The sequence below is a fragment of the Carnobacterium gallinarum DSM 4847 genome, from assembly GCF_000744375.1.
In the GTDB taxonomy this organism is placed as follows: Bacteria; Bacillota; Bacilli; order Lactobacillales; family Carnobacteriaceae; genus Carnobacterium; species Carnobacterium gallinarum.
Genome location: NZ_JQLU01000005.1, coordinates 2,806,364 through 2,828,199 on the forward strand (window position 1 = coordinate 2,806,364; position 21,836 = coordinate 2,828,199).

A 21,836-nucleotide genomic window follows, 5' to 3' on the forward strand; every position below is an offset into this window, starting at 1 on the left:
CATGGTACATTTAATGTGTAGTCAGTGAAAGAGATTACATAAATAAAAAATATTGGGGGAATAGAGAATGACTTATACAGTACCAGAATTACCTTACGGATATGATGCACTTGAACCAACTATTGATACAGAAACAATGCACTTACACCATGATAAACATCATGTGGCATATGTAACTAATTTAAATGCAGCAATTGAAAAACACCCAGAATTAGGCGAAAAAACAATTGAAGAATTAGTTAGCGATTTAGATGCAGTTCCTGAAGATATTCGTGGAGCTGTTCGTAACAATGGTGGCGGACATGCAAACCATTCATTCTTCTGGGAGATTCTTTCTCCAACTGGTGGCGGCGAGCCTACAGGTGATGTTAAAGCAGCGATTGACGAAGCATTTGGTAGCTTTGACAAATTCAAAGAAGCTTTCGCAGCAGCGGCAACAACTCGTTTTGGTTCTGGCTGGGCATGGTTAGTTGTTGATGGCGGCAAATTAGCTGTAACATCAACTGCAAATCAAGATTCACCATTAACAGATGGTAAAACACCGATTTTAGGTCTTGATGTATGGGAACATGCTTATTATTTAAACTATAAAAATGTTCGTCCAGAATACATTAAATCTTTCTGGAATATCGTTAACTGGGATCAAGTAGCAAAAAATTTAGCAGCTGCTAAATAAAGATACATTTAAACCAACTTAGGGGTTCGTTCCCCTAAGTTGGTTTTTTTATTCAGCTTCAGTAGATCCATTTTTACATAAAGCGTTGGTTTCAGATTTAGGTGATGAAAAAAATAAAGATGTTAGAGGGTACTCATTACCCCCAAACATGCTCAGTTCAAAGCGATTATTAAGGATTTCGCTAAATTTATACAAACAATGAAATAAAAAAAGAGCTTTGAAACAAAACGATTTTCCGCTTTGTTTCAGGCTCTTAATTTATCTTAGTTAATGTTAACTCCCAATGCCGAGATTAGCACCAAGGATTGTTGAGGATTAATTGTACAACCTTTTAATAAATCAAAAGACAAAGCAATTTTTTCAAAAATGGATGTGCTAAAATCTAAACCACGAAGATCAGTATTCATAAAGTTGCTGCCATCTAAATTACATTGATCAAATTGAAGCTTCTGCCATTTGATCTCGAAAAAATCACTTTCGATTAAGGCGGTTTCTTCAAAAACAACACGTTTCATTGTTGCGTAACTGAAAAAACTATAATTTCCTTGGCAATCTTTAAAAAGAGTATCTAAAATCATGCCTTCTGAGAAATTGCAACCAACAAATTTACTGCCTTTAAAAATACTGCGATGCAAAATGACACCAATCATTTCTGTATTGCTAATATTGCAACGCTCAAATTCCACATCAAGTAACTCCAGCTGATGAAAGATCATATTTTCAAAAGTAACATTGACGAAGCGAACTTGTTTAAAGCAAACTTTTTCCAATTGGCGATCTGACAACGTACAGTTTTCAAATAAACAATTTTCATAAAATGCTTCATCTTCAATTTCTGTAAAATCAGATGCTGTTAAAGTGGATGAAATTCTAGGTGAATCACGTTTAATAGGTTTCATTTTAGGGTGACTCCTTATCTTTTAGATGAATTTGATTGTGACTATGACGACCTTTAACTAAAAGTAGCTGAGAAGCGACAAGTAATAGAATACTGATCAGGCTAATCAGGGCAGCTACTTTGAAGTAGGGTGTTTGATAACGTATTTCAATTTGGTGCTGACCTTTTTTGATAGGCACAGCCATTAAACTATTTAAAACTTTTTGTGATTTTGTTACTTTTCCATCGATTTTAATTTCCCAGCCAGGACTATAAGGAATGGTTGTCATTAAAATTTGATCGTCCTTATTAATGGTTACATTTCCTTTAAAATAAGTGGAACCGTATTGTTTCACATTCAACTGATTCGCTTTTAAATCCGTCACAATCGATTGAAAAGCCGATTCATTAAAACGGTAAAGATGTAAATTATCTAACCATAAAGAATCTTTTAGGAGTTCAAAGGATAACGTAATTGTTTCACCCTTTTGGCGACTAGCAATATTAATTATTAGTGGGTCACGATATGTTTTATATTGATTTAATACTTCCCCATTTAAATAAATTTTTGCATTTTCAGTTTTGACACTTGGGCCTAAAGTAATATAATACGGATCATCTGTTTGTGGAGTAAATTGGAAATCAACCATTGCTTTTTTATTGGCAATTTGTTTTTTATAGGTGATATTTTGGATATTACCGTTGGCTTGAACATTTTGGAAAACCGTGCTATTAAAGGCAATAGGTGTAAAATAGCGTAGGGCTTCTGTTTGATTATCTAAGCTTTTTAATAATTTTTCCTGTAATTGAACGGGCTGAGCAGTCAGTAAAGGTACTTTTAAGATCTCTTTATTTGCCCCAAAAGCGATAGGTAAGGCATTTGGATTTTGATAAATTGAAATAAAGGTATCTTTGTTTTGTTTTAAATAGTAACGTAAATCAGGTTTGTTTGTCATAACGCCTAATGTTAAGTTGTTTTTAGTTTTCATTTGCTGAGGTTGAATGTAGTTTTCAATTAAATTTTGTGGCAATGGGTTAGTGCTAGTATCGGTATTATTTTCGTTTAACTTACTTAGGGAACTGTTTGACGAGTTGTATAAAGGGCTGCTTTCTGTAACAAAATACTTCATACCAAAAAGAGCATCTGTAAAAAGTGTTCCATTGGAGTAGGTGATAAAACCATTTCCAACAGGGAACCCTAAGTTTCCAAATAAAATTGGGATTTCTTTTTCAAAGGTAGAACTAAAATGAGTGACACTTGGATAATTAAATTGGAAGCTATCATTTTTAGAGCGTAGGAAAGTCTTCTCAACGCGATAAAAATCAGAATCAGTCCCTTGGATTTCATCGATAGCAGCACCAACATCCTTCTTATACTCCATAAAACTATCATTACTAACATAACTTAAGCGAGATAAATCGACGGTTGCATTAATGCTCATTTCTGCTAAAACAACTAGGAAAAAGGCTAATGGTAACCAAAAATAATTCTGAGATTTTAAGATTAATAACAACACTACTAAAATGATAAATAAAGAAGTTAAAATAATCTGCACATCAAAAATGAAATCAAATTTTGTTTTTAACATATAAACAGCCGCAGTAGTTGTCAGTACTAAAATACTGATTACGCCCCAAACGGAAAGGCTTTTTAAACGACTAAATCCGCGGAATCCTAAAAGGATCATCAAGAAACAAACAACGAAAGAAAAGCGATAAGGATACCAAATTGGATATTGCAGACCATGCCAAACTAAATTCATCGCCTTAATGTCCATTGATAAAGCGAAAAAGAGCAAAATGAGTAAAGCTGTAAATCGTTCTCGAAGTGGAAACACACGATTAAAGAAAAAGCAGCCAAAAGAAATTAATGCAAGACTACCAATAAAAAGGTTAGGCGTTCCATCAGGCATTTGATCAAAATTAAATGCTCCAATATAAAATTTAGCAATCATTTCTTGAATTGGATAATCAAATTTCCACTCAAAAACATATTTGGCATAACTCGCCTTACTTGCTAATAAAGCATTGAATGTTGGAATTAATAAGATAGCTGAAATACCGCCACCTAAGATAGAATACCAGCCAAAACGTAAGCTAGTAGTGAGCAAGTAACTGATCTTCTTTTTTAAACGAGTTCCATTTGGAAAACGAATCGCTGTTAGACGAAGAATAAAGTAACAGACAATAAAAATACAAATCATATAACCAATATAATAGTTAGCTAGCAACATTATCGCTAGAAAAATCGAATAAAAGCTGCCTTTTTTAGTTGTTAACAGTTTTTCAATTCCCAATGCAATTAATGGAAGGAAAACTAGCCCATCTAACCACATAATATTTAACTGGTTGACAATGACATAACCCATTAAGGCGTAGCTGACTGAAAATGCAGCCAAAGAGAAACCATTCCCTTGATAGCCTTTTTTCAATAAAATACCAAAACTCAATCCAGCTGAACTGATTTTTAGCAAGGTTAGCGTTGTAACTGCAACTGTGATTAACTTTTCAGGGAAAAGTAGTAAAATCAGGTTAAAGGGGCTAGTTAAATAGTACGCCCAAAGTCCAACCATGTCTCCTCCAATAGCTTTCGAGAAAGAATAAAAAAAGCTAGTTGGATCATGAAGCAGTGCATTGCGGTAATAAGCATAAAAATCCACATATTGTTGTCCTAAATCAACAGTTAATAAAGTACTATTTCCAAAAGGATAGACCCCTTGAAAAGCATAAATAGTTGATAGGACCACGAAAGGGGTGAAAAAGGCCAATAAAAGCGGCCAGTGTTTTTTTAAGAACGGTTTTGTTAGTTGAAGAAATTTCGACATATTTAATAGGCTCTCCTTACATATTCAGAACTCTAAATTTTTTTTAAGAATTCACTTTTTCTATTATCAAATGTAGTATCTTGTTATAGAATAGCATATATTGAATGAGATTTGCTTTAAAAATCATTTAATAATGGTTAAATTTTCAAAAATTTGATAGAATTAACTAGTATAACTAAAGAAACAGGATGGTGACAACGTGGAAGAACCAAATAGTAACAAGAAAAAGAAAAAATCACATATTCCTTTTCGATTAAATTTATTGTTTTTTATTGTCTTTCTTTTATTTGCAAGTTTAATTGCTCGCTTAGGTTATTTACAAATTGTTCGAGGTGAAGAATTTGAAGAAGAAGTGAAGCGAACGGAAATGACAACAGCTACTGGGAATGTTCCTCGAGGGATGATTTATGATAGTCAAGGTCGTCAATTAGTAGGGAATAAAGCACTTCAAGCCGTTACCTATACAAGAGGCTCACAAGTAAGTGGAGCAGACATGATGAAGATTGCGAAAAAGTTAAGTCAATATCTGACCATGACACCAGAAAGTATTGAAGATTTGAAGGAACGTGATTTACAGGATTATTGGGCAATTGTGAATGAAAAACAATTAAATACCCGATTAACAAAAAAAGAAAGTGAGCTAAAAGGTTCAGAACTTTATACGGTTCAACTTTCTAAAATAACGCCTGAGGATTTAGCTACACTAACACCAGAAAATAAGCAAGTTGCAGCGATCTTTAAACGAATGAATGGGGCGTATGCTCTGACAACAACTTATATTAAAAGTGATAATGTTAGTGATGATGAAATCGCAGCAATTAGTGAGAATCTAGCTGAGTTACCTGGTGTGGATACATCAACAGACTGGCAACGTATTTATCCAGAAGGTGATATGTTACGAAGTATTTTAGGTAGTGTCACTACCGAAAAGGCAGGGTTACCTGAAGATCAAGCAAGTGCGTTGCTAGCAAAAGGATATGCTCGAAATGATCGTGTGGGGAACAGTTATTTAGAAAAACAATATGAAGCTGTATTGAGCGGTTCTAAATCTAGTTCTGAAACAGATACGAATGCTAAAGGTGATGTTATTAACACTATCGAAAAATATGCTGGAGCAAAAGGAGATAACCTTGTTCTGACAATGGACATTGACTTTCAAAAGAAAGTAGAAGATATTGCCAAAAATGCTTTAAGTGGAATTATTGGTGGTTTAAGTGATCGAATTTATGTTGTTGCTTCAGATCCTAATAATGGTGATATTTTAGCAATGACTGGACAAAAATATAATTTTGAAACCAATCAAATTGAAGATGATGCTTTAGGTGTAATGAATGGTCAGTATACAATGGGATCTTCTGTTAAAGGAGCAACCGTTTTAGCGGGTTATATGGATGGCGTTATCACTTTAGGAAATAATGCGATTCTTGATCAACCCTTACAATTTAAAGGAACTCAAGTAAAAAGTTCGTACTTTAATACAAACGGCTGGCAAAATCAAGTATTAACAGATGAATCGGCGTTAGAAGTTTCGTCAAACTCGTATATGATGCAGTTAGCTATGCGGATGGGTGGACAACAAAATTATGTCCCTAATGGCAACCTATCTATTGATACAAATCTAGTCTTTTCTAAATTAAGAGGGTATTATGCTCAATTTGGACTAGGCGTACCAACCGGAATTGATTTGCCAGGTGAAGCAACAGGAATACCTGGAGACCAATCTAACGGCGGTCTAGCACTGGATTTCGCTTTTGGACAGTTTGATACCTACACACCGTTACAGTTAAATCAATACATTACAACGATTGCAAATGGTGGTAAACGAATTGCCCCGCGTGTTGTCAAAGCGATTCGCTCAACAGATGCAGATGGCAAATTAGGTGCTATACAAACAGAGGTTCAACCAAAAGTATTAAATAATATTAATGTTGGCAGTGAAGAAATTAAACGTGTTCAAACTGGTTTCCATAATGTTGTTCACGGTTCAAATCAATTTGGTACCGGACGAAGCTTAGCAACGGCACCTTATGATATTTCGGCTAAGACCGGAACGGCAGAGGCTTTCTATTATGGACCGAAAAAAGAATCAAATGGGCAATCTGTATGGAACTTAACCTTTGTTGGATATGCTCCATCAACAAGTCCTGAGATTACGGTTACGGTTGTTGTTCCGTATTTACCAGCGGATAATAATCCAATCAATAAAGATGTTGCACGAGCAGTGTTTGATGCTTACTTTAATTCTAAAAAATAAAAAATCGTCAATTCCTTCTGAAACTAGAACGGGATTGACGTTTTTTCTATAGTATTAGTATTGTAAAAAAAGCACCATAAACTTTTTGAGTTTATGGTGCTTTTCTAATTATTAACGTTGAGTAATGATTTTAGCAATCTGTTCATAAGTCATTGAACTATTCACTTCATATGAACCATCACGGATATACATTTCATAATCATTTCCTGAAAGGAATTGAGTAAACTCATTGGCATCCTTGATGATACCTTGACTAGCTAACTGATCAACAGCTGTACTAGTAGGGTCTCCAGGACTAATAACAAGAGTATATTTTTTAACCTTATCTTCTTCAGCTTTTTTCTTAGCAGCTTCTTCATCGGCTTTCTTTTTAGCAGCTGCAGCAGCTGCCTCAGCTTTTTTCTTATCGGCATCTGAAGTTTTCTTATCGGTTGCTGAGTTAGAAACAGCACTTGAAGTATCAGCACTTGATTCACCAGTTACCTTTTCAAGTTCAACTTTAGTTAGTAACTCTTCATATTTCTCTTTATAAGTCTTTTCATCTGAACTTAAAGCCGACGTCTGTGTTGACGAAGCACTTTTAGCTTTGGATGTTGAAGGTTCAAAAAGAAAAAGACGATAACCTGAAAGAACTAAGGCTGAAACTAAAAACCCAACTGCTAAAAAACGTAATGCAGGTCTATTCATTCGCGATTCTCCTTATTCATTAATTATTTTCAACATACTCATCTACCACAACTTGTACAGTTGCAAGCGATAATTGCGTTTGAGAAGCAATATTTTCTAGTGATACTCCTTGTGTATATAGGGTCACCACATGATTTTTCAAAACATCATGAATTTTCATTGAAGAAGATGTTTCTTCTGATTGAATGTTTAATTCATTTTCAAGTGCAACAACACGATTTTTTAAATGATAGATGTCTTGCATTAGTTGCAATGACAATTCTTCAAATTCTTCTTGTACTTTTTCACCATTGTCTTTTTTATAGAAAGACCACACAATTAATGCGACAGAAATAATCAATAGGATAATCACAATCCACCAAATGTCCATTTTTCTAAATCACCTCTTTCTTCCAATCTTACTAAATCAGTGTACCATATTTCCCGTAGTAAAAGTATTTTGTAAAATAAATTTAATATTAAATTTTGTAAATTTTAAGGATTTTCGTGCTGTAAAGTAAAAAAACTTTACGAAGTTAAAAAAAAAGCTAGCAACTTATGAAAAAAAATGATATGATATTCAAGTCCGAAGATAACAAAAATGTTTCTTCAAATATGGTTTAATGCTTGGAGGGAAGAACATGCGTGTAAACATTACATTGGAATGTACTGAGTGTAAAGAACGTAATTACATCTCAAAGAAAAACAAACGTAACAATCCAGACCGTGTAGAATTTAAAAAATATTGTCCGCGTGAACGTCGTATGACATTACATCGTGAAACAAAATAACAACAGGAATCCTGTTGTTTTTTTTGTATTCAAATTGTAATATTTCTTTAGTTGAAAAGGGAGGGTTTTGCTTTGGATAAACCAACTGAACGTAACTTAATTTTAACAAAGTTGAATATGCTGAATTTGATAGTAAAACAAGAGAATGAGCATCGGTTATTGAAAGCTTTAACGAATCATAGTTGGTGGCTAGAAGCAGATACAGTTGCTATAACATTATCTCAGTCAATTGAGATTAATACGCAACCAATTATTGAAGCAGCATGGCGCTCTGGAAAGCAGGTTGTTGTACCAAGGACAGGACCTAAAAGCCAAATGGAATTTGTTCCTTATACTAAAGAAACTTCGTTAGAACGGACTAAATTTGGATTATTAGAGCCAATTAAGGGGATTCCTCCGCTATCAAAAAAAGAAATTGATTTAATTCTTGTTCCAGGTGTTGGTTTTAAGCGGGATGGCTATCGAATTGGTTTTGGTGGTGGGTATTATGATCGCTACTTAGCAGATTATCTAGGGAGAACGATTGCTTTGGCATTGCCTCAGCAGATGACAGAAAATTGGCAAACTCATGAACTGGATGTTCCGGTTCAACTATTGTTGACTTAATTTTTCAGTAGCAAAAAATTAGTGAATTGCGTATACTATTATTATATAATAACAATAAAAAAGAGGTGAGTGTTTGAATTATCAAACTGAAATGAAAATCAAGCGTTTTTCAAATAAACCATATGTTACGTATTTATTTTTAACGATTCAAATTGTGTTGTTTTTATTGATGACGTTATTTTTTGGTGGAAGTGAAAATACAAATACATTAGTGCTTTTTGGCGCAAAAGATGGATCTTATATTGTATCAGGAGATTGGTGGCGATTGATTATGCCAATCTTTTTACACATTGGATGGATGCATCTTATCGTAAATTCAGTCTGTGTTTACTATATCGGTATTCATTTAGAAAAGATTTTTGGTCATTGGCGTTTTGCTTTAATTTATCTTTTAAGTGGAATTGCAGGAAATATTGCTAGTTTTGCCTTCAGTGATGCAGTGTCTGCTGGAGCAAGTACGTCGATATTTGGTTTATTTGCAACAACATTAATGTTAGCTGAGACATTTAGAGGAAATGCTTATTATCGTGAAATTGCTAGAACCTTTGCTATCTTGATTGTCTTTAATTTTGTTAGTGGATTTTTATCTTTTGGGACGGGAAATGTTGACAATGCAGGACATGTAGGTGGTTTGGTTGGCGGCTTTTTAATCGCAACAGCAATTTCAGTTCCTAATGCTCCTGGGGACTTAAAAATGAAACGAATAGTCGCTGGAATTGCTTATCTAATTGCCTGTGTTTTTTTTATCGCAATCGGTTTCAAAAAAATACAGAATGGGTTATAATGATGAGGACGTGGCACAATGAGAACGTTATATGATGTACAAATGTTGCTTAAAAGATTCGGCGTTTATGTGTATGTCGGCAAACGACTGTGGGATATTGAATTAATGCAGATTGAACTTAAAAGTTTAAATGAAGAAGGTTTGGTTAGTGATGAGGTTTATATTCCAGCAGCGTTAGTTTTACGTCAAGAACATCGAATTGAAGAAGAAAAAGAACGACGTACTAAATTAGAAAATGACTAAGCTTGGAGGAAATAGTAGTGTCCAAAAAATTAATTGGGATAGATTTAGGTGGTACAACGGTTAAATTTGCCATTTTAACTGAAGATGGGGATGTACAACAAAAATGGAGTATTGAAACAGATATCAGCGATGAAGGGTCAAAAATTGTACCTGACATTATTGCATCGATTAATAAGCATTTAGAACGTTACAATATGACGAAAGCTGATTTTATTGGGATTGGTATGGGATCTCCAGGAACAGTAGATCGTGAATTAGGAACAGTAATTGGTGCGTACAACTTGAATTGGTCTAATTTACAATTTGTTAAAAAACAAATTGAAGCTGAAACAGGTATTCCATTTGCGATTGATAATGACGCAAACGTAGCTGCATTAGGTGAGCGCTGGAAGGGTGCTGGCGAAAACGGAGATGATGTAACCTTTATCACTCTAGGTACGGGTGTTGGTGGTGGAATCATCGCTGAAGGGAAATTATTACACGGTATAGTTGGAGCTGCTGGCGAGATTGGGCATATTACTGTTGATCCAGAGGGGTATGACTGTACATGTGGTAAAAAAGGCTGTTTAGAAACGGTAGCAAGTGCAACGGGTGTTGTGCGTGTTGCGCGTGATTATGCAGATAACTTTGCTGGCGATTCTCGACTAAAATATATGATTGATGATGGTCAAGAAGTAACCGCTAAAACAGTTTTTGATTTAGCAAAAGAAGGCGATGTTTTAGCAATTAAAGTGATTGATCGTGTTTCTTTCTATTTAGGTTTAGCTTGTGGAAATATTGGGAATATGCTGAATCCATCGGATATCGTTATTGGTGGTGGCGTTTCAGCTGCGGGAGAATTTTTGTTGGAGCAAGTTCGTTCTTATTTTGAACAATTTACGTTTCCACAAGTGCGTCATAGCACAAAAATCAAATTAGCTCAGTTAGGTAATGATGCTGGTGTGATTGGAGCGAGTTCGTTAGCTCGTCAATTTAAAACAAACTAAAAATAGGCTATTAAGACAATTCTGTTGTTTTAATAGCTTTTTTATTTAATCCTATCACTAGGATGGCTATCAGATGAATAAGAATTAAGTCTATGTTATACTTTCAATCATGATAGACTAAATTTAGAATAGTTGGTGATGAGGATGAAATCCAAACAAATGGTCCAGTTAACAGCAGCTGTGGTAATCGTTACGCTAGTGAGTATTGGTGTAATCGGATGTCAAAAGCACACTGATTTACAGATAAAAAAACCTCATCAAACAGAATCAACACTAACTTACAAAAAAATTCCGCTACCCTTGGAAACGTTTAAGCGTGTAATGGGATGGTTAACGAAAGATGAAATACTTATTCATGGCGGAGGAAATAATGAAGATACGCTCTATCGTTTTAATATTCTTACAGGGAAATTAAGTGTACTATATGAAGCCAAAGGATTGATTTTAACTTCAGCGATCTCGGCAGATCGTAAAAAAATTTTTATTCAACTTGCAGATAATCCAAATAGCCGTTTGGAAATAGTTAGTTCAGATGGAGTTTTGCTCCAAGAACAAAAAATTTCAACAGCAAATTACTTAAATGTAAATTGGAATGCTTCAAATAATCAAAATCTTTTTTTAGCTTATTATGAAAGTGAAAATCATTTGAAGGTGCTGAATTGGCAATTGGCTAGCAATGACTTTCAAGAAATTCCTGGTGATTCTTTAACACCAATCTGGTATTCAGACCATTTGTATGTGTATGTAGATAATTTTGGTGAGTTTTTCTTAACTAGAGGTAAACTTTATTTAGGAGATACGCGAACGGGTGAAAAAACAGAATTAAGTGATCAAGTATCTAATTTTTATTTGACAAACGATGCCTTAATTACATTTACGCCATCTGATTTTAGTGAAGATGCGTTGCTTTTGAATTATCAATATCCTTTTTTGGTAGATCAAGGATTTTTGGAAATTCCTAAAATGACTATGAATCAACGCTTACTTTTCCCTTATTTATCACAGGAGAAGCGTCAAGCCCCGATTTATGGTGTGTTTCCTAAAAAAGCTGTTCATTTGGAGTTAGAAGCAGGTGATTTTCAATTAGCAAGATTGAATTTTAAAAAATCAAAAGTCGAACCGATAGTAGATTTACCAGACAATGCTCCAATTCAAATTTCACCAGATGGTACTCGTTCGTTGTATGGGTGGCGTTTTGAAAATGTGATCGATTTAAATCAAAAAAATAGAACGCCTTTTTTTGATTTTCCAAAACAAAAATAAGAAACTACTTTTGTTTTAGAAAAAAGTCTAGCAAAATAGAGGATTCTTGTGTACAATTATTCATTGTAGACGATAGATGAAAGGGGTCAATTAAGTTGGATGGAAATTTGATTTTAAACATTATACTAGCGCTTGTGCTATTAGGTATAATTGGCTATGAAGCGTACGGTTACTTTACTAGGAAGCGTGCTGCAGTTGAGTTAACAGAAGAGGAATTTAAAAAAGATATGCGTAAAGTACAAGTAATTGATGTACGTGAGAAAGCTGAATTTGATGCTAGTCATATTCTTGGGGCACGAAATATTCCTTATTCAACATTTAAAACACGTTATACAGAAATTCGTAAAGATATTCCGGTTTATTTGTATGATCAAAAAAAAGCAATGAGTGGCCGAGCGGCTGTTCGTTTAAAAAAAGCTGGTTATACAGAGATTTATCGTTTAAAAGGTGGATTTCAGGGTTGGACTGGGAAGATTAAAAAGAGAGCTTAAAACAATAAAATAAAAAAAACCACAAAATCAATTATTGGTTTTGTGGTTTTTTTATAAACTGGAGCATCAATCTTCATCTTTAATATCAATATCTTCTGGAATAGGTTCAGATAAATAGTCTTCAAGTTCTTTTTTGTAACGCTCCATTTCTTTCATAAAGAGATTGAATTGTTCTTTATAGATTAGAATATTTTCACCGTCTGTGACAGTCCGAATCTGTCTTTCTCGGATAAAGCGTAAGACTTCATTAGTTGGAATTGCCAAATAGTCGGCAGTTTCTTCAATAGTTAAATACATAGACATCAGGCACTCCTCCTTAACAAGTTTATTCTACGCTATTTTTAGTTGAAAAACGAGCTTTTTACAGAATTTATTAAAAAAAGCACGAGTTTTCAGTGGAAACAATTAAATCTATAAATTTCATTTGAAAAATCATTAAGAATTTTAGGATTCGTGGTACAATAGATGTGCTATCATCTGAGATTAGTTAAGTAAAATAAAACGTTCGCTTTTATAAGGTGAATTCATAGATAAATGGGGTTATCGAATGAGAACAAACATAATTGCTCATCGTGGCAGTCGTAGCACGCATCCAGAGAATACATTAGAAGCTTTTTCCGAAGCTATCAGAGTTAAAAGTGATGGGATTGAATTAGATGTTCATCTAAGTAAAGATGGAGAAGTAGTCGTGATCCATGATGAAACGACGAATCGCACAACTGGAGTGGCAGGTATTGTTGCTGAGATGAGTTTAGCTGAATTGAAAGAATTAGATGCAGGTAGTTTTTTTAGCCCTAATTTTGCTGCTAGTAAAATTCCAACATTAGTTGAAGTTCTAGAGTTATTGGACCAAGTTGGATTTAATGGTATTTTGAATATTGAATTAAAAACGGATAAAACCGCATATGTTGGGATTGTTCAGAAAGTTTATCGATTTGTTCAAGCGAAATCACGAAACTATTCTGTAGTATACTCAAGTTTTAACTATGACACCTTAATTGAAATGAAAAAAATAGATGACCAAAATCAAATCGCCTTATTATTTGAAACGAATAATCGGAATCTCATTGAATTGGATGGTTGCTATCCTGTTGAAGCATGGCATCCGCATTATAAATGGGCGAAGCTAAGATTGTTAAATGAGGTCCCGAATTTGCCAATGAGAGTTTGGACTGTCAACGATTCTGATGATATTCGCTATTTTATTAAGGCTAAAGTTGCAGCAATTATTACCGATTATCCAGAGCGAGCGTTGGAAATAAGAGCGACTATGGTGGTAGAGGAGAAAGTATGAAAGAGAAAATAAAAGTTATTATTATTGTTGGACCAACTGCAGTTGGAAAAACGAGTTTAAGTATTGCTATGGCAAAAGCAGTTGACGGTGAGATTATTAGTGGGGATTCCATGCAAGTTTATCGAAATCTATCAATAGGTACTGCAAAAGCAACCCTAGAAGAACAAGATGGGGTTCCTCATCATTTAATTGATTGTGTGGATGTAGATGAAAGCTATTCAGTTTCTGATTTTCAAAAAATGGCCCGTCATGAAATTGCAGAGATTGGCAAACGTGGCAAGGTTCCGATTATTGTTGGAGGAACAGGGTTATATATTGAAGCGTTGTTGTATGACTTAAGCTTTGGGGGAACAGGAGAAGAGGATTTGGTTTTTCGAGAAGCAAAAGAAGCTTTGGCTAAATTAAAAGGTCCGGATTTTTTGTGGCGTGAATTAGAAGCAGTTGATCCAGTTGCCGCCAAAGGAATTCATCCAAATAACGTAAAACGAGTGATCCGAGCTTTAGAGGTTTACCATGTAACCGGGAAGCGGTTTTCCGATTTTCAACATGAACATCAGACGAAAGAAGCTTTTTATGAAGCCAAAATTATTGGTTTGACCACAGAGCGAGAAAAACTTTATCAGCGAATTAATCAACGAGTAGAAATTATGTTGGAAAATGGTTTATTAGAGGAAGCTGAGTGGCTGTGTCAACAAAATATACCTAATGCCCAAGCAGCTCTTGGAATAGGTTACAAAGAAATTATGCCTTATTTGCAACAGAAAATAACTTTGGATCAAGCTATAGAACAAATCCAACAAAACTCAAGACGTTATGCAAAGCGGCAATTAACTTGGTTTCGTAATCGTTGGGCAGAAGTTGAATGGTGGGATTTGGTGCAAAATCCTAAAGAACAAGAAAACGTAATTAGCGATGCAAAACGATTTTTACAAAAATAAGTAAAACTAGAAAAGAAGGTGACTGAATGGAAACCAAAGAAGCAGTTGAACGAGTGATTATTGTTGGTGTCCAAACAGATGAATTGGACCATAATTTTCAATATTCTTTAAAAGAACTAGGTCAATTAATTGAAACGGCTCAAGGAATGGTTGTAGGGGAATTGACCCAAAAGCGTCCTCGAGTAGATAGTAAAACATTTTTAGGTAAAGGGAAACTTCAAGAATTAGTTCATTTAGTAGAAGAAACAGAAGCAGATGTTATTATTTTTAATCATGGGCTAACGCCAGGTCAGACGCGAAATATTCAAGCAGAGATTGATTGTAAAGTGATTGATCGTATTCAATTAATTTTAGATATTTTTGCCATGCGTGCAAAAAGTAAGGAAGGAAAACTTCAAGTTGCTTTAGCGCAGTTGCAATATTTATTGCCTCGACTAGCTGGACAAGGGAAAAATCTTTCTAAGCTTGGTGGTGGGATTGGGACTAGAGGACCTGGTGAAACAAAATTAGAAACCGATCGTCGCCATATTCGCGACCAGATTACGGATATCAAACGAATTCTTAAAGAAACAGAAGCGCATCGTGAACGTAGCCGAGAACGTCGGAATGATGGTCAAACGTTTCAAATTGGTTTGATGGGCTATACAAATGCTGGGAAATCAACCTTGTTAAATCAACTTACAGATGCAGGGACGTATGAGCAAAATCAATTATTTGCTACCTTAGACCCGTTAACGCGTAAACTAGTTTTACCTACGGGGATGAATGTGACGTTAACAGACACGGTTGGATTTATTCAAGACTTGCCAACGCAATTGATCGATGCTTTTCATTCGACGTTGGAAGAAACGAAAAATGTTGATTTGTTATTACATGTTGTTGATGCGTCAGCTGAAGATGTAGCTGGTCATGAAAAAACTGTTATGGGCTTATTAAAAGAACTGAAGATGGATGATATTCCTATGTTGACAGTCTATAACAAGCGAGATCTAATTAAAGGGAATTTCTTAGCAGATTTATTTCCAAGCGTTTTGATTTCAGCTCGTAATGGAGAAGATATTACAGAGTTGTTTATTAAAATTATGGAAATGATGAAAGAACAATTGGTTCCATATCAATTAGAAATCGAAGCCGATCAAGGTGGAGAATTGGTTAAATTAAAAAAAGAAACATTGATGATTTCTTCTGAATTTAATGAAGAAAAAAATCATTATTTAGTGAAAGGCTATGCTAAAGAAGAATCGAAATGGGTTGGGCGGGAAGAACAGAATGAGTTGGAATAGTCAGTATTCAAAAGAATTAATTCAAAAAATTGCCAAAGTAGAAGAACAGATCCGGCCATTGCATGATAAAGTTCATGAGATTGCGTTAGTCAATCAACAAAAAGTATTAGCGAGTTTTCGTGAGAATCACGTGTCTGATCAGCATTTTAATCCAACAACAGGATATGGCTATGATGATTTTGGGCGAGATACATTAGAACAGGTTTATGCTGATGTTTTTAAAGCAGAAGCAGGATTGGTTCGCCCTCAAATCATTTCAGGTACCCATGCGATTTCTACAGCGTTATTTGGCGTTTTACGTCCGCAAGATGAGCTGTTATATATTACAGGTGCACCTTATGATACATTGTTGGAAATTGTTGGAGCAACAGGAAATGGAATTGGTTCTTTAAAAGAATACCAAATTGGTTATCAGCATGTTGAGTTATTAGAAGCTGGTGGGGTAGACTTTTCTGCAGTGGAAGCAGCTATTTCGCCAAAAACGAAAATGATTGCAATTCAACGCTCTCGGGGCTATGCAAGCCGCTCATCCTTTACTATTAATCAGATTGAAGAGATGATCCAAAAAGTGCGTGTGTATGCACCGGCTGCAATTATTTTTGTTGATAATTGTTATGGGGAATTTGTTGAAGAACGTGAACCAATTGAAATTGGTGCAGATTTGATTGCGGGTTCGCTAATTAAAAATCCTGGTGGTGGTCTAGCTAAAACAGGTGGATATATTGTTGGGCGTAAAGAATTGATAGAAGCCTGTGGGTATCGTTTAACCTCACCGGGAATTGGTCGAGAAGCCGGCGCTTCGTTATATAGCTTACAAGAAATGTATCAAGGTTTTTTCTTGGCGCCTCATGTTGTAGGGGAAGCAATTAAAGGAGCCATCTATACAGCGGCGTTATTAGCTGAATGCCAAGTTTTAAGTACACCTAAATGGGATGATCCAAGAACCGATTTAATTCAGATGATTTCTTTAAATGATCAAGAAAAAATGGTGCGTTTTGCTCAGACTATTCAAAAATATTCTCCGATTAATGCCCATGTAACTCCGATTGGAGCCTATATGCCTGGTTATGAGGATGATGTAATTATGGCTGCAGGAACCTTTATCCAAGGTGCTAGCTTAGAATTAACAGCAGATGGTCCGATTCGTGCGCCTTATACTCTCTATGTTCAAGGCGGATTAACTTATGAACATGTCAAATTAGCCGTTACTTCAGCTGTAGCAGAATTATTTTTTGCTGAAGATTAATAAATGAATAAGCAGGCCTATTTTATTTTAGATAGGTCTGTTTTTTTCGTTGTATTTACAAAGTGGTATAGTCTTTTTCGCTTTTTTTAAAAGCAGATGAATATATTTTTAATGATTTTAATGTCCGTTATTACGTGTCAGGTTTTCTTACATAATCGTTATTTTTTTGTTGACAAGCAGATTAAACACTGGTATTCTAAAAAAGTAGTTGAAAGGAGGACAAAAATGAAAGAGAAAGAACTTCGTAGATCAATGTCAGTTTTTCCAATTGGTACAGTTATGAAATTAACGGATTTAACGGCAAGACAAATTCGGTATTATGAAGAACAGGATCTTATTCATCCAGAGCGTAATGAGGGAAATAGAAGGATGTATTCTCTAAATGATATTGATGTTCTCTTAGAGATTAAAGATTATTTATCTGATGGTATTAACATGGCGGGTATTAAGCGTATATATGAATTGAAGCAACAAGAACAAGAAAAGAAACTTACTGAACAAAAGCGCATTATGACAGATGATGATGTTCGGCGGATTTTACATGCTGAGTTCTTATCGGTTAGTGGCATGAACAATCATGGTCCAAATCAATCAGTTGATCCGAATCGTATGATTTAGGGTTTAACATATAGCCATTTTTAGCTTTTATGGTAAAAAAAGCAACTAAATTAAAACCTATAACGGAGGGAAAAAGAATGCCAGAATTTACAACAGAAGAAATCAAACGTATTGCCAAGGAAGAGAATGTTCGATTTTTACGATTAATGTTTACCGATATTATGGGGATTATCAAAAATGTAGAAGTTCCAATTAGTCAACTTGAAAAAGTACTAAACAACAAAATGATGTTTGATGGTTCTTCAATTGAAGGGTTTGTTCGGATTGAGGAAAGTGACATGTACTTACGTCCGGACCTAGATTCTTGGTTAATTTTTCCGTGGGGTACTGAAAAAGGCAAAATCGCTCGTTTGATTTGTGATATTTACAATCCCGATGGCTCACCTTTTGCTGGAGATCCAAGAAGCAATTTAAAACGTGTCCTAGTAGAGATGGAAGAATTAGGCTTTACTGAGTTTAATTTAGGTCCAGAACCAGAATTTTTCTTATTTAAGTTAGATGAAAACGGTGAACCAACGTTAGAATTAAATGACAAAGGTGGCTATTTTGATTTTGCCCCAACAGACTTAGGTGAAAACTGTCGCCGTGAGATTGTTTTGCAACTAGAGGAGATGGGCTTTGAGATTGAAGCAAGTCATCATGAAGTAGCTCCAGGGCAACATGAGATTGACTGGAAATACGCAAATGCAATTGATGCTTGTGACTATATTCAAACCTTTAAACTTGTTGTTAAAACAGTAGCTCGTCAACATGGCTTACACGCAACATTTATGCCAAAACCGTTATTTGGTGTAAATGGTTCAGGAATGCATTTCAATATGTCTTTATTTAATGAAGAGGGCAATGCTTTTTATGATCCAGAAGGCGAATTGCAATTAAGTGAAACAGCACGTCAATTTATGGCTGGTATTCTGAAACATGCTCGTGGATATACAGCAATATGTAATCCAACAGTTAATTCGTATAAACGTTTAGTACCTGGTTACGAAGCACCAGTATATGTTGCTTGGAGTGGTCGTAATCGTTCACCGCTAGTCCGTGTACCAGAATCACGTGGTTTATCAACTCGGATTGAATTAAGAAGTGTAGATCCAACAGCAAACCCGTATCTAGCGATGGCAGTTTTATTGAAAGCTGGTTTAGATGGAATTAAAAATCAACTAGTTGTGCCAGATCCAGTTGATCGCAATATTTACGTAATGACTGAAGAGGAACGTCATGAACGTGGCATTAATGATTTGCCATCAACATTGCATAATGCAATTAAGTATCTACGTGATGATGAAGTTGTTCGTGATGGATTAGGCAGCCATATCTATAACAATTTTGTGGAAGCAAAACGTATTGAGTGGGCGGCTTTCCGTCAACAAGTTTCTGAATGGGAACGTGAGCAATATATGGAACTTTACTAAACGTATAAAAAGAAATCCTTTGAGTAGGATTTCTTTTTTTTGTTCTTTGTTAGATCGACTCGCCCGTACAATATTTAACAAAGAGCCGGTTTAAGTACCTCTATTCACCTAATAAATTAGCTGCATAGAGGTATCTTTTTATCTAAGTGTTTAATCGGTTTGTTTCACTTTAGCGCAATTGATAAAAACGATTGTTAGTATTATAACGTAGCAAATTATAAAAAACTACTTTAGTGAAGAATTTAATAGAGAACTAGCTATTTTGTGAAATGAAAATTTGATAAGTGCATTTGATTTAGTAGCAGTTTTATCTGATTTTTTTAAATATGTTAAATTTAGTAAAGTGAGTAGTACTAGTAAAATTGTCGATTTAATGAAAATTTCTTTAAGATTAGAATTTGGTGAGCATTTAATCGTTTAATTGTATAAAATTTAATGTTATAATAAATTTTACTTACTATGAATACTAAAAACAATAGATGTTTATTGAAAAAAGGAGTGTCTAGATGGAAAATATTGGAGAAAAAATTAGAACATTACGTCTTCAAAAAAAAATGAACCAAAAAGAATTTGCCCAAGGAATTTGTTCAAATGTAACATTAAGTAATATTGAAAACAATAAACAAAATCCATCAATGGATATTCTGATTAAAATTTGCGATAAACTCTCAATTTCCTTGCAGGATTTATATGATGAAGAGGCTGATACAGAAACTAAAAGCTATTTAAAACAAAGTTTTAGTTGTTTGCAATGGTTGTGTGGAATGCATCGACATAAAGATGCTTACTTGATGATAACGAAAGAAATTAATGAAGATCAATTGCTTACTGTTGATTTTCAAAAAAAATATTATTATTATTTAGGAATTACTCAAGTTGTTTATTTAAGGAAAACAGATGAAGCTATTTTCAACTTTAGTCGTGTTTTAAACACTGAAAATGAAGATAATCTAGAAAAAATTGAAGATATTTTGGCTCTCAATGGTTTAGGCGTGGCTTACTGGCATCAAAATGAGATGGACAAAGCCGGTTTTTATTTTGATAAATCATTGAAGCATATGAAAAAATTTGAAACGGCAGATTTATCAGAGAAAAAAGAACTAGCGAAAATTTCCTTTAATACGGCGAAACATTACTCAGCAAATAAAGATTACCAAAAAGCTGTTGATTTATGTAGAGAAGGAATAGAAGTATTGATACAGATTGATTCACGTTATAATTTAAGTGCTTTGTATTTTGAGTTAGGCTATAATTTGTTTAAACTAGGTGATACTGTGGCGGGTTCTAAAAATTATTTTATTGCCAAAGGACTAGCTTTTGTTGATAGAAATGACCATGTGATTGAGGCCATTGATATAGAATTAAAAAAACATCAGATTGTTTTTGATTATATCACGTAGTAGGAGTTAAGTTTCTTAAATACAATAAGAAACTTAACTTTTTTTTACTATCACATAAAACGGTTTCTATTGAATTCTCGTTATAAATAGAGTATCTTAAGATAGAAGTGAATTTGAGGTGAAGAGTATGGCAATAGTAAAAAATACAGATAAAAACATTACATTAATGTTGAGATTGTTAAACAATAAATTTTTAGAAATTAGAGAAAGTAGCCATGAGTCTTGGATACCTTTTTCATTAAAATTGGAAATTGGCCAAGAGGCTTATGAATATGAAGCGAAACGTGGGGCTTTTTTCACTTTATATGAAATTAATCGTTTAATTGGAGAACTTGAAAAAAATATCCAAGAAAAAGAAACCCTTAATACATTTGAAGAAATTGAATTTTATTCGTCACAAGCCTATTTTGGAATGATTTTTTTAGATCCATTAGAGGCAGATTTAATTGAAGTGGAATTTTGGTTTAATATGGATATTTTATCTCAAGGAAAAACACAAGGGTATGACCAAGGATATCGATTTGCAATTGAAGTGGAAGATTTAAAACATTTTGTAGCAGAAATAAAGTATGAATTAAGAGAAATTTTAATTAAAGAGGGGTAGCCATGAATAATTTTCATAGTCATGATTCAGAGACTTGGTTTGGTTTAGTTCATGTCAAAAATGATGACAATTGGGGCGATTTTAAAAATAGTTTTAAGATTGTTCCACGTGTTGGAGAATTGTTTCAATTAGCACACTCGGAATATGCTTTTGTAGTTTTAGGGGTGATTACGTTGCCTTTTGAAACAGCCGAAGTAGATTTTGAGTTGTATGTAAAAAAAGTGAATCGTGATGAGTGGAGTAGAATTATGTGGAGCAAATCGATTTTTGAAAAATAAAAAAGTTGATAGTTAGAACATGAAAGATTGTGTCTAACTATCAATTTTTTTCATTCATAAGTATGTAGTTACCATTTTTTCGCCATTTTGAATGTTTGAATCTGTGTTGGATGAATTTGGTAATGTACACCGGCATAAACTATTGAAATAAATTTTTCTTCAAAAAATAATTCAGGATGCTGTGTTAACCATAAATCTGGATGAATGCCATCAATAGATGAACTGGGATCAAGATTTAAGCACGTCCATTCACCTAATAAATTTGCATATAAATAATGCATGAGTGCACCTCGTTTTATTG

At 34.3% G+C, this 21,836-nt stretch carries 24 protein-coding genes; 18 read left to right on the forward strand and 6 right to left on the reverse strand.

The genetic code is table 11. The features are described 5' to 3' along the window. Window positions 1–67: 67 nt before the first annotated feature. A complete protein-coding gene (locus tag BR43_RS17700; protein WP_034564389.1) occupies window positions 68–676 on the forward strand; it encodes a superoxide dismutase in 609 nt (202 codons plus the stop codon). A 263-nt stretch (window positions 677–939) separates the two neighbouring features. Here the strand turns inward: BR43_RS17700 and BR43_RS17705 are convergent, their stop codons facing one another. After that, window positions 940–1,575 (reverse strand): pentapeptide repeat-containing protein, encoded by a 636-nt coding sequence (locus BR43_RS17705; RefSeq protein ID WP_034564392.1) that lies wholly within the window; start codon window positions 1,573–1,575, stop codon window positions 940–942. Between the two features lies 1 nt (window position 1,576). Beyond that, window positions 1,577–4,378, reverse strand: coding sequence for a YfhO family protein (locus BR43_RS17710; protein ID WP_034564395.1), 2,802 nt, complete (start codon window positions 4,376–4,378; stop codon window positions 1,577–1,579). A 199-nt stretch (window positions 4,379–4,577) separates the two neighbouring features. Between BR43_RS17710 and BR43_RS17715 the strand changes: the two genes are divergently transcribed. After that, the gene (locus BR43_RS17715) at window positions 4,578–6,632 is read left to right on the forward strand and encodes a peptidoglycan D,D-transpeptidase FtsI family protein (RefSeq protein ID WP_034564399.1); all 2,055 of its coding nucleotides are present in this window, start codon (window positions 4,578–4,580) and stop codon (window positions 6,630–6,632) included. Between the two features lie 111 nt (window positions 6,633–6,743). On the opposite strand, the gene BR43_RS17720 is transcribed toward BR43_RS17715, so the two are convergent. Both BR43_RS17720 and BR43_RS17725 read right to left on the reverse strand, forming a co-directional pair. Next, on the reverse strand, window positions 6,744–7,319 hold the full coding sequence (locus tag BR43_RS17720; protein WP_034564402.1) for a hypothetical protein: 576 nt from the start codon (window positions 7,317–7,319) through the stop codon (window positions 6,744–6,746). 19 nt (window positions 7,320–7,338) lie between these two features. Then, window positions 7,339–7,689, reverse strand: a complete 351-nt coding sequence (locus BR43_RS17725; protein WP_034564404.1) for a hypothetical protein — start codon at window positions 7,687–7,689, stop codon at window positions 7,339–7,341. 250 nt (window positions 7,690–7,939) lie between these two features. On the opposite strand from BR43_RS17725, the gene rpmG reads away from it, so the two are divergent. The 7 genes from rpmG to BR43_RS17760 all read left to right on the forward strand — a co-directional run bounded on the left by rpmG (window position 7,940) and on the right by BR43_RS17760 (window position 12,462). After that, the gene (rpmG, locus tag BR43_RS17730) at window positions 7,940–8,089 is read left to right on the forward strand and encodes a 50S ribosomal protein L33 (protein ID WP_034564406.1); all 150 of its coding nucleotides are present in this window, start codon (window positions 7,940–7,942) and stop codon (window positions 8,087–8,089) included. 72 nt (window positions 8,090–8,161) lie between these two features. Then, window positions 8,162–8,695: a 5-formyltetrahydrofolate cyclo-ligase gene (locus BR43_RS17735; RefSeq protein WP_034564408.1), complete on the forward strand. Its 534-nt coding sequence runs from the start codon at window positions 8,162–8,164 to the stop codon at window positions 8,693–8,695. A 73-nt stretch (window positions 8,696–8,768) separates the two neighbouring features. Then, the gene (locus tag BR43_RS17740) at window positions 8,769–9,479 is read left to right on the forward strand and encodes a rhomboid family intramembrane serine protease (protein WP_051934028.1); all 711 of its coding nucleotides are present in this window, start codon (window positions 8,769–8,771) and stop codon (window positions 9,477–9,479) included. An 18-nt stretch (window positions 9,480–9,497) separates the two neighbouring features. Then, window positions 9,498–9,722, forward strand: coding sequence for a YqgQ family protein (locus tag BR43_RS17745; protein WP_034564411.1), 225 nt, complete (start codon window positions 9,498–9,500; stop codon window positions 9,720–9,722). Between the two features lie 17 nt (window positions 9,723–9,739). After that, a complete protein-coding gene (locus tag BR43_RS17750) occupies window positions 9,740–10,708 on the forward strand; it encodes an ROK family glucokinase (RefSeq protein ID WP_034564414.1) in 969 nt (322 codons plus the stop codon). Window positions 10,709–10,852: 144 nt separating this feature from the next. Further along, window positions 10,853–11,971 carry a YqgU-like beta propeller domain-containing protein gene (locus tag BR43_RS17755; protein WP_034564417.1) on the forward strand — a complete coding sequence of 373 codons (1,119 nt, stop codon included), beginning with the start codon at window positions 10,853–10,855 and terminating at the stop codon, window positions 11,969–11,971. A 95-nt stretch (window positions 11,972–12,066) separates the two neighbouring features. After that, a complete protein-coding gene (locus BR43_RS17760) occupies window positions 12,067–12,462 on the forward strand; it encodes a rhodanese-like domain-containing protein (RefSeq protein ID WP_034564419.1) in 396 nt (131 codons plus the stop codon). Window positions 12,463–12,528: 66 nt separating this feature from the next. On the opposite strand, the gene BR43_RS17765 is transcribed toward BR43_RS17760, so the two are convergent. Further along, the gene (locus BR43_RS17765; RefSeq protein ID WP_245617884.1) at window positions 12,529–12,765 is read right to left on the reverse strand and encodes an excisionase family DNA-binding protein; all 237 of its coding nucleotides are present in this window, start codon (window positions 12,763–12,765) and stop codon (window positions 12,529–12,531) included. Between the two features lie 244 nt (window positions 12,766–13,009). On the opposite strand from BR43_RS17765, the gene BR43_RS17770 reads away from it, so the two are divergent. From BR43_RS17770 to BR43_RS17810, 9 genes are all read left to right on the forward strand, one after another. Further along, on the forward strand, window positions 13,010–13,756 hold the full coding sequence (locus BR43_RS17770) for a glycerophosphodiester phosphodiesterase (protein ID WP_034564421.1): 747 nt from the start codon (window positions 13,010–13,012) through the stop codon (window positions 13,754–13,756). Next, a complete protein-coding gene (miaA, locus tag BR43_RS17775; protein ID WP_034564423.1) occupies window positions 13,753–14,694 on the forward strand; it encodes a tRNA (adenosine(37)-N6)-dimethylallyltransferase MiaA in 942 nt (313 codons plus the stop codon). Before BR43_RS17770 ends, miaA begins: the two co-directional genes overlap by 4 nt. Window positions 14,695–14,720: 26 nt before the next feature. After that, entirely contained in the window at window positions 14,721–15,977 is a 1,257-nt protein-coding gene (gene hflX, locus BR43_RS17780; RefSeq protein ID WP_034564425.1) for a GTPase HflX, read from the forward strand. Continuing rightward, entirely contained in the window at window positions 15,964–17,223 is a 1,260-nt protein-coding gene (locus tag BR43_RS17785) for a methionine gamma-lyase family protein (protein WP_034564428.1), read from the forward strand. The genes hflX and BR43_RS17785 overlap by 14 nt, the downstream gene beginning before the upstream one ends. A 225-nt stretch (window positions 17,224–17,448) precedes the next feature. Next, complete coding sequence (locus BR43_RS17790; RefSeq protein WP_034564431.1) at window positions 17,449–17,841, forward strand: MerR family transcriptional regulator; 393 nt, start codon at window positions 17,449–17,451, stop codon at window positions 17,839–17,841. A gap of 77 nt (window positions 17,842–17,918) precedes the next feature. Further along, window positions 17,919–19,253 (forward strand): type I glutamate--ammonia ligase, encoded by a 1,335-nt coding sequence (glnA, locus tag BR43_RS17795; protein ID WP_034564433.1) that lies wholly within the window; start codon window positions 17,919–17,921, stop codon window positions 19,251–19,253. Window positions 19,254–19,759: 506 nt separating this feature from the next. After that, entirely contained in the window at window positions 19,760–20,653 is an 894-nt protein-coding gene (locus BR43_RS17800) for a helix-turn-helix domain-containing protein (protein WP_034564435.1), read from the forward strand. A gap of 127 nt (window positions 20,654–20,780) precedes the next feature. Beyond that, a complete protein-coding gene (locus BR43_RS17805) occupies window positions 20,781–21,257 on the forward strand; it encodes a WapI family immunity protein (protein ID WP_034564437.1) in 477 nt (158 codons plus the stop codon). Between the two features lie 2 nt (window positions 21,258–21,259). Beyond that, entirely contained in the window at window positions 21,260–21,535 is a 276-nt protein-coding gene (locus BR43_RS17810; protein WP_034564440.1) for a hypothetical protein, read from the forward strand. A gap of 68 nt (window positions 21,536–21,603) precedes the next feature. On the opposite strand, the gene BR43_RS17815 is transcribed toward BR43_RS17810, so the two are convergent. Then, entirely contained in the window at window positions 21,604–21,816 is a 213-nt protein-coding gene (locus BR43_RS17815) for a hypothetical protein (protein WP_034564443.1), read from the reverse strand. Between the last annotated feature and the right edge of the window lie 20 nt (window positions 21,817–21,836).